Below are 6830 nucleotides of genomic sequence, written 5' to 3'. Positions count from 1 at the left end.
TATCGGTATTAAGACGCAGAGGAGAATTGGTCGGTATAAAATGATAAGCCTCGAACCATTTTTTGCTGTTGTAGACGTATTTGGCGAGATTTTGCATAAGAGATATCGCCCAAAAAGGCTCATACGGGACTACCGTATCATCACCGGACTTTGAGTCAGGATCGTCCGCAAACGGCACGATGCGCATACTAAACTCAAATCCCCAGCCGCTAAATTCATACTGAGAGCTTTGGGGATCGTAGTAAAGCTCGCTCATGCCAAAGCTCACGAGGTGGCGGTGCGGCACGTCCTCGACGGAGTCAAATATACTAACGCCGTCTAAGTAATCCTCGCCGCCCAGACTCGCATGCAGCCGAGATGCATAGTGACGCTCGTTTGCGGGATCGTAGATCTTTTCTAGTGCGCTTGCTATCGCGTCCCAGCCGGGCGCATCGTCCTCGCTAAATTTAGCCTCGTACTCTTTCGTCGTCATTTTTATGCCTTTTAGTAGATTGCGTTAAGCGCGGGTACTATATATAAAATTTGCAAATTTAAGGGGATGGGGATAAATTTAAAAAGCCGAAATTTACGCCCAAAATTTAGGCGTAAATTTCATCCACGATAGTATCTACGAAATCATGCGGGTCAAATTTGACTAGATCGTTCATCGTCTCGCCGGTGCCGATGTAGAGTATCGGTAGCTCTAGCTCGCGCGCGACGCCAAAAAGCGCTCCGCCTTTTGGGGTGCCGTCAAGCTTGGTGATGATGACGCCGTCAAGGCTCACGATGTCGTTAAAGGCCTTTGCTTGAGCGAGGCCTGCGTTGCCCTGCGTGCCGTCGAGGATTAGGATCTTGCGGTGCGGCGCGCCTGCGTAGGCTCTATCTGCGATGCGGACGATCTTGCTTAACTCATTGGCTAAATTTGTTTGATTTTGCAGGCGGCCGGCTGTGTCTAGGATGACGTTGTCGAGATTTTTGGCGACGGCCGAGCTAATCGTATCAAAGGCGACCGCAGACGGATCATGTCCCTGCTGTGTAGCGACGATGGGTACGTCCGTCCTGATCGCCCACTGACGTAGCTGCTCGATGGCGCCTGCTCTAAACGTATCGCAAGCGCCTAAAATAACGCTTTTGCCTTCATTTTTATATAAATTTGCAAGCTTTGCGATCGTGGTCGTTTTGCCAGCTCCGTTTACGCCCAAAATCAGCTCCACAAAAGGCTTTCCGCTTTTTGCCTCGCGCTCGTTTTCATATATGAAATAGGTATTTAAAAGTCGCTTTAGGTCGTCTTTTTTTACTTCGTTTTGTGGCGGTAGGTAGTAGAGGACCTCCTCGACGATCTCGTAGGCGATGTCGGCTTCGAGCAGGATCTCTTCTAAAATTTCCTTTGAGATTTTTTTGTCGGCTGGTTTTGACGAGCGGATCGCCGCAAGCGTCTTATCAAGCCCCTTTTTTAAAAAGCCAAACATTAGTTGATTACCTTATTTATATCGCTTTCTAGCATCTCTTCCGGCACGAGTCCGACGTAGTGCGTGGCGTATTCGCCATTTGGTTTATAAAGCACCATGTATGGGATGCCTACGACCCCGCCTAGAGCTTTTGCAAAGAGGAAGTTATTTTCGCCGTAACTAATGCCGAAATTTATTTTAAATTTCTTCATAAACGCGTCTATTTCGTCTTTTGATTTATCTTCCATAAGTACGCTTACGATTTTTAGCTTGCCTTTAAATTTATCGCTTAGGTTGTTTAGATGCGGGATTTCTGCCTTGCATGGCGGACACCAAGTAGCAAAAAAGTTAAACAAAATCGCCTCGTCATTGCCCTCGACTTTAAAGCCTTTGTCAAATTTTTGCAGCGTCATCTTGCTCTCGTCCATAAGGGTTAGCTCAAAAGGGGCCTCTATGCTTGTGCTTTGGCTAGGAGCAGACGTAGTTGTTGGAGTCGCGTCGCTAGTTTTGTTTGCGTCGCTTTTATTTTCATTGTCGCAACCGCTTAAAAATAGCACCAAAAATGGTATAATCAAAAGATTTATTTTCATTTAATAATTCCTGTCTAAGATTGATTTTAGGCTTGAATTATACATAAAATTTATGAAACGAGCGTTAAATTTGATAAAAGAAGAGTTTAGGCGTGACGCGAAACGGATTTTGAAAAAAGAGGTTCAAATTTCGGCGCGGGCAAAACACTATAAGATGTTTAAGCCGCTTTTAAATTTGCTAACCGAGCTTAAAGCAAAACGGATTTTGATATTTAATCCCCTTTCCTATGAGCCAAATTTCTACATTTTAAGGCGCGAGCTAGCTAAAAAGTATGAGATTTTCGTTCCGTTTATGCTTGGTATTAGTTTAGAAATGGTAAAATCCAGGCTACCGCTTGTATCTCGGACGAAATTTGGCGTAAAAGAGCCACTAAGTACCAAGATATTTAAAAAGCGTATAGACGTAGCTATAGTTCCGACTCTCGGGGTGGACGGAAATATGGCGCGAATAGGGCACGGAAAAGGTTTTTACGATAGATTTTTTGCAAATTTGCCTTACCGACCTACCTTGATATTCGTTGAAATTTTAGACAATTTTACTAATGAAATCATATCCGAAGATCACGACGTCGTTTGTGATTTTTACCTGACTCCGAGCAAAATTTACGTAAAAAGAGGAATCTATGATAGATATTTTAATCGGCTTAGGAGCAGGTGTGGCGGGCGTTGGCGCAGGCTATCTCATCGCTAAAAAAATTAACGACGCTAACTACAATATATTTTTAGAGCAGGCTAAAGCAAAGGCTAAAGCGATAGAATTTGAGGCTGAGCGCACGCTAAAAGACGCTAAAATCCAAGTCCAAGAGGCTGAATTTGAAGCTAAGAAAAAATACGACGACAAAACCGTAAAACTCCAAAAAGAATACACTCAAAAATTTGAAGAGATCGGCAGAAAAGAGCAAACTCTGCTAAACGAGCAAGAAATTTTAAACGAAAGCAAGGCGGAGCTAGAAAAATCCCGAAATGAAGCAAAAAGCGTCTACGAGGAAGGAATCGGGCTAAAAGCAAGCTATCAAGCTAAACTACAAGAGGCGCTAAAAGTACTCGAACATGCCGCCGGTCTCACGCAAGAAGAGGCGCGTGAAGAGGTGCTAAAAAAAGTAGAGGAAAAAAGCCGCGCTGAGATAGCTCACATCGTACGAAAACACGAAGAAGAGGCTAAACGCGAGGCTAAAAAGCGCGTGAATTATATCCTTGCGCAGGCTACGTCTAGGTTTGCAGGTGAGTTTGCCGCCGAACGTCTGATAAACGTCGTAGATATCAAAAATGACGAGCTAAAAGGCCGCATAATCGGCAAAGAAGGCCGCAATATCAAGACTCTGGAAATGGTGCTAGGCGTGGATATCATCATTGACGATATGCCGCACGCTATCACGCTAAGCAGCTTTAACCTCTATAGAAGGGCGATCGCGACGCGCGTGATAGAGCTTTTGGTGCAAGACGGCCGCATACAGCCGGCAAGGATAGAGGATCTACATAAAAAAGTGTGTGAAGAATTTGAAGCCTCGATCTTGGAGGAGGGGGAAAATATCGTCATCGACCTAGGCCTTAGCAAAATCCATCCGGAGATAATGAAACTAATCGGTAAGCTAAAATTTAGAGCTAGCTACGGACAAAACGCCCTAGCTCACAGCCTCGAGGTGGCCCATCTTGCTGGCATCATCGCGGCTGAAACGGGCGGAGACGAAAAGCTGGCTAAAAGAGCAGGCTTGCTACATGACATTGGGAAGGCTTTGACGCATGAATTTGAGGGCAGCCACGTCGATTTGGGCGCTGAAATTTGCAAACGCTACAAAGAACACCCCGTCGTCATAAACGCCATCTACGCCCACCACGGGCACGAGGAGGCAACTAGCGTAGAAAGCGCCGCCGTTTGCGCTGCGGACGCTCTGAGCGCGGCTCGCCCCGGAGCTCGTAGAGAGGTGTTAGAGAGCTTCCTAAAACGCGTCGAAGAGATAGAAAACATCGCAAAAAGCAAAGAGGGTATCAAGCAGGCATACGCGATAAACGCAGGCCGCGAGATCCGCGTCATCGCAAACGCCAAGCTCATCAACGACGATGAAGCGGTGCTAGTAGCTAAAGAGATCGCCGCCGAGATCGAGAGCAAGGTCCAGTATCCGGGCGAGATCAAAGTAAACGTGATTCGCGAAACTAGAGCTATAGAAATGGCGAAATAGGTCAAATTTAGGTTGAAAATGAGAAAAATTTTACTAGCGATTTTTTGCGTTTTAGCACTCGGCGCCAATGACGAGCTCGTGCTAAACGCCTCAAATTCTTTTACGACGACAATGCGTAAAAACGCAGACGCGCCGGTTAAGGCTTTGCTTCAAAACGCAAAAGCGGTCGTCATTTTTCCGAGCATTACTAAAGTCGGCTTCGTGCTGGGCGGCATGCACGGCAAAGGCGTGATGCTCGTGGGAAACCCGTATGCGCCCAGCGAAATGATGGTCGTGGATATTAGCGGCGGCAGTATCGGGTTGCAAGTAGGCTACGAAAATAGCTCGCTTGTGTTATTTATCCTAAAAGATAGCCTCGTAGCCGATATAAAAGACGCTAAAATCACGATAAACGCCGACGCATCGTTTGCATTTGCCGATACGGGCAAATTTTACGGCAGAGTGAGCGATTTTAGCTTTACGAGCGATATCTACGCATATACGGACAACGACGGGTTTTTTGCGGGGGCGAGCTTTGGCGGAGCGGTGCTAGCTAAAACTAACGACGCGCCTCTAAGGATGGATAGCTATGGATATAACGCGCTAATGGGCGCTATCTCAAAATACTAAAGGCCAAATTTGCAAGAGATGCTAACCTCGCTATCGACCTACGGGTACGTGATAGTGTTTTTATATTCGCTTGGAGGAGGCATGGTTGCTATCATCGCAGCTGGCGTGCTAGCTCATCTAGGCAAGATGGACATAACCGTGAGTATCGTACTGGCGGCGGTCGCTAACGCTATCGGCGATACGCTGCTTTTTTACGTCAGCAGGTATAACCGCGCTGCCGTGATGCCGTATCTGACTAGACATAAACGCAAGCTTGCCTTCTCTCAAATTTTATTCAAGCAGCACGGAAATAAAATAATATTTTTCAAAAAATTTATCTACGGACTAAAGACTCTCATCCCGCTTGCTATCGGGCTTACGAAGTATTCGTTTGCCAAATTTAGCGTCATAAACGTTGTTAGCGCGGTAGCTTGGGCAGTTTTGCTCGGGCTTGGCAGCTTTTGGGCGGGCGAGGCGTTTGAGCGGGCGTGGGATTTTATGGGCGAAAACGGCTGGCTGATGCCGGTTGCGATGTTTTCGCTACTGACTCTCATCTGGATATATCTACAACAAGCGACGAAAAAGAAAGGAAGGTCGGAATGAAAAAGGTACTGATTGTATTGGTGATTATAGCCGCAGTGGTTTTTGGCGGGCTAAAATTTAACGCAAACAAGGTAGAAGAAAAGTATAACGAGGCTTTGAACCTAATCAAAGCAAACGGTATGGAGGTCAAAAACAGCGTATTTGAGGGCGGTCTGCTAAAATCGCACGCAAACTATGACGTAGTTTTGTCTAAAGGTTACATAAACGAGATCATTTCTCTTGGCGAAGAGTACGGCGCGCCCGAGGATCTGGCGATAAAAATCGACATGAATATATCGCACGGCTTTGACAGTTTGCTAGGTAAATTTGAGGTTGCGGGCGATGCCGAGTTTTTAAACGATCCGTATAAAAATTTTATCAAAGAGATATTTGATACGACAAGACCTATCAAATTTCACGCCGACGGCGCTTCTGGAGGAGATAAAAAATTTGTCTTTGAACTAGTCGGAGTGCAAAAAGAACAAGATGGCAATAAGCTAAATCTCGCTAAATCGTTTTTAAATTTTGATTTAAACGGCGAAAAGAAAATAACCGGAGCCACTTTTGTAAACGACTTTATCGATTTTGCTAGCAAACAAGGCGTCGCTATAAAGATAAAAAATATCGACTACGACGTGAAGTACGAAACTCCGATCGAGCCGAAAATGATCTCTAAAGCGCTTGTAAATAGCACTTATAAATTTGAGCTTGGCGGTATAGACGTCATTTCGGGCGCCGAGGCTCTGCAGATCGGAAAGATAGCGAGCAACTCCAAGCTAACCGTGCTAAGCGATACTCTAACGCAGGACGATACGAGTACTATAGAAAAAATAAAATATGGAAAATATGAATTTAAAGACTTTTTGATCAAAACGAAATTTGCAAATTTAGATAAAGGTGCGTTTGAGGATATTATTAATGCAAAGGGAGAGCCTGAAGCTCAGCTTGCGACGATAATGCAAGCGCTTGATAAATTTATAAAAAGAGCGCCGAAACTTACATTTGACAATTTAAATTTTAAAAATGCGGCAGGTAAGAGTTATGTCTCAAATTTTGAGATTTCTATCGATCCGGACGGCATAGATACTCAAAATCTGCTTGAAAATATCCCGACTGCTATAAATTTTAGCGGTAAAATCGAGCTTGATACGACGCCAGGAGAGTTTATGTTCGGCAGCGGCGAGGAAAAAGAGGGGATAAATGCCATGCTCGTAAACGGCGGACTATTTAAAGAAAACGGCGGCAAATACGTAACTATCTTTAAATACAATAAAAGAACGCAAGATTTGATCTTTAATGAAAATTTATCCTTAAAATCTCTTCTTCAATAAAATTCAACATGCTTAGACAAATTTTATGTTTGTTTAAGCATGTTTTCTATATAATTCACTTTCCGCTTCACAGAAAGCGAGTTTTTTAAATTAACACTGTTAAACTAATTAGTCAATCTTTGAAATCTAAACAAG

General features: G+C 44.5%; 8 protein-coding genes. 5 read left to right on the top strand and 3 right to left on the bottom strand.

Features of this window, described 5'->3' with window-relative positions; translation table 11 throughout:
• The 3 genes from Q0546_RS04775 to Q0546_RS04765 form a co-directional block, all read right to left on the bottom strand.
• On the bottom strand, positions 1 to 472 hold a 472-nt coding region (locus Q0546_RS04775; RefSeq protein ID WP_298791001.1), incomplete at its 3' end, for a suppressor of fused domain protein.
• Between the two features lie 106 nt (positions 473 to 578).
• On the bottom strand, positions 579 to 1448 hold the full coding sequence (gene ftsY, locus Q0546_RS04770) for a signal recognition particle-docking protein FtsY (RefSeq protein WP_298791000.1): 870 nt from the start codon (positions 1446 to 1448) through the stop codon (positions 579 to 581).
• Entirely contained in the window at positions 1448 to 2017 is a 570-nt protein-coding gene (locus tag Q0546_RS04765; RefSeq protein ID WP_298790999.1) for a TlpA disulfide reductase family protein, read from the bottom strand. The genes ftsY and Q0546_RS04765 overlap by 1 nt, the downstream gene beginning before the upstream one ends.
• A 52-nt stretch (positions 2018 to 2069) precedes the next feature.
• Here Q0546_RS04765 and Q0546_RS04760 point away from each other — a divergent pair, with 52 nt between their 5' ends.
• The 5 genes from Q0546_RS04760 to Q0546_RS04740 are packed head-to-tail and all read left to right on the top strand — an operon-like array spanning position 2070 to position 6695.
• A complete protein-coding gene (locus Q0546_RS04760; RefSeq protein ID WP_298790997.1) occupies positions 2070 to 2708 on the top strand; it encodes a 5-formyltetrahydrofolate cyclo-ligase in 639 nt (212 codons plus the stop codon).
• Positions 2641 to 4194 carry a ribonuclease Y gene (rny, locus tag Q0546_RS04755; protein ID WP_298790995.1) on the top strand — a complete coding sequence of 518 codons (1554 nt, stop codon included), beginning with the start codon at positions 2641 to 2643 and terminating at the stop codon, positions 4192 to 4194. The genes Q0546_RS04760 and rny overlap by 68 nt, the downstream gene beginning before the upstream one ends.
• Positions 4195 to 4212: 18 nt before the next feature.
• Positions 4213 to 4803, top strand: a complete 591-nt coding sequence (locus tag Q0546_RS04750; RefSeq protein ID WP_298790994.1) for a lipid-binding SYLF domain-containing protein — start codon at positions 4213 to 4215, stop codon at positions 4801 to 4803.
• A gap of 9 nt (positions 4804 to 4812) precedes the next feature.
• Complete coding sequence (locus Q0546_RS04745) at positions 4813 to 5385, top strand: DedA family protein (RefSeq protein WP_298790992.1); 573 nt, start codon at positions 4813 to 4815, stop codon at positions 5383 to 5385.
• Positions 5382 to 6695, top strand: a complete 1314-nt coding sequence (locus Q0546_RS04740; RefSeq protein ID WP_298790990.1) for a DUF945 family protein — start codon at positions 5382 to 5384, stop codon at positions 6693 to 6695. The genes Q0546_RS04745 and Q0546_RS04740 overlap by 4 nt, the downstream gene beginning before the upstream one ends.
• The last annotated feature ends 135 nt before the right edge of the window (positions 6696 to 6830 follow it).

Origin of the sequence: uncultured Campylobacter sp. (genome assembly GCF_937997465.1) — a bacterium.
Taxonomy (GTDB): domain Bacteria; phylum Campylobacterota; class Campylobacteria; order Campylobacterales; family Campylobacteraceae; genus Campylobacter_A.
The sequence above is the reverse complement of the archived record's forward strand: the minus strand, read 5'-3'. Positions and strand labels throughout refer to the sequence as shown.

Coding starts and splice junctions, on each gene's coding strand:
- ftsY (WP_298791000.1), bottom strand. CDS start 1,448: ATGTTTGGCTTTTTAAAAAAGGGGCTTGATAAGACGCTTGCGGCGATC.
- Q0546_RS04765 (WP_298790999.1), bottom strand. CDS start 2,017: ATGAAAATAAATCTTTTGATTATACCATTTTTGGTGCTATTTTTAAGC.
- Q0546_RS04760 (WP_298790997.1), top strand. CDS start 2,070: ATGAAACGAGCGTTAAATTTGATAAAAGAAGAGTTTAGGCGTGACGCG.
- rny (WP_298790995.1), top strand. CDS start 2,641: ATGATAGATATTTTAATCGGCTTAGGAGCAGGTGTGGCGGGCGTTGGC.
- Q0546_RS04750 (WP_298790994.1), top strand. CDS start 4,213: ATGAGAAAAATTTTACTAGCGATTTTTTGCGTTTTAGCACTCGGCGCC.
- Q0546_RS04740 (WP_298790990.1), top strand. CDS start 5,382: ATGAAAAAGGTACTGATTGTATTGGTGATTATAGCCGCAGTGGTTTTT.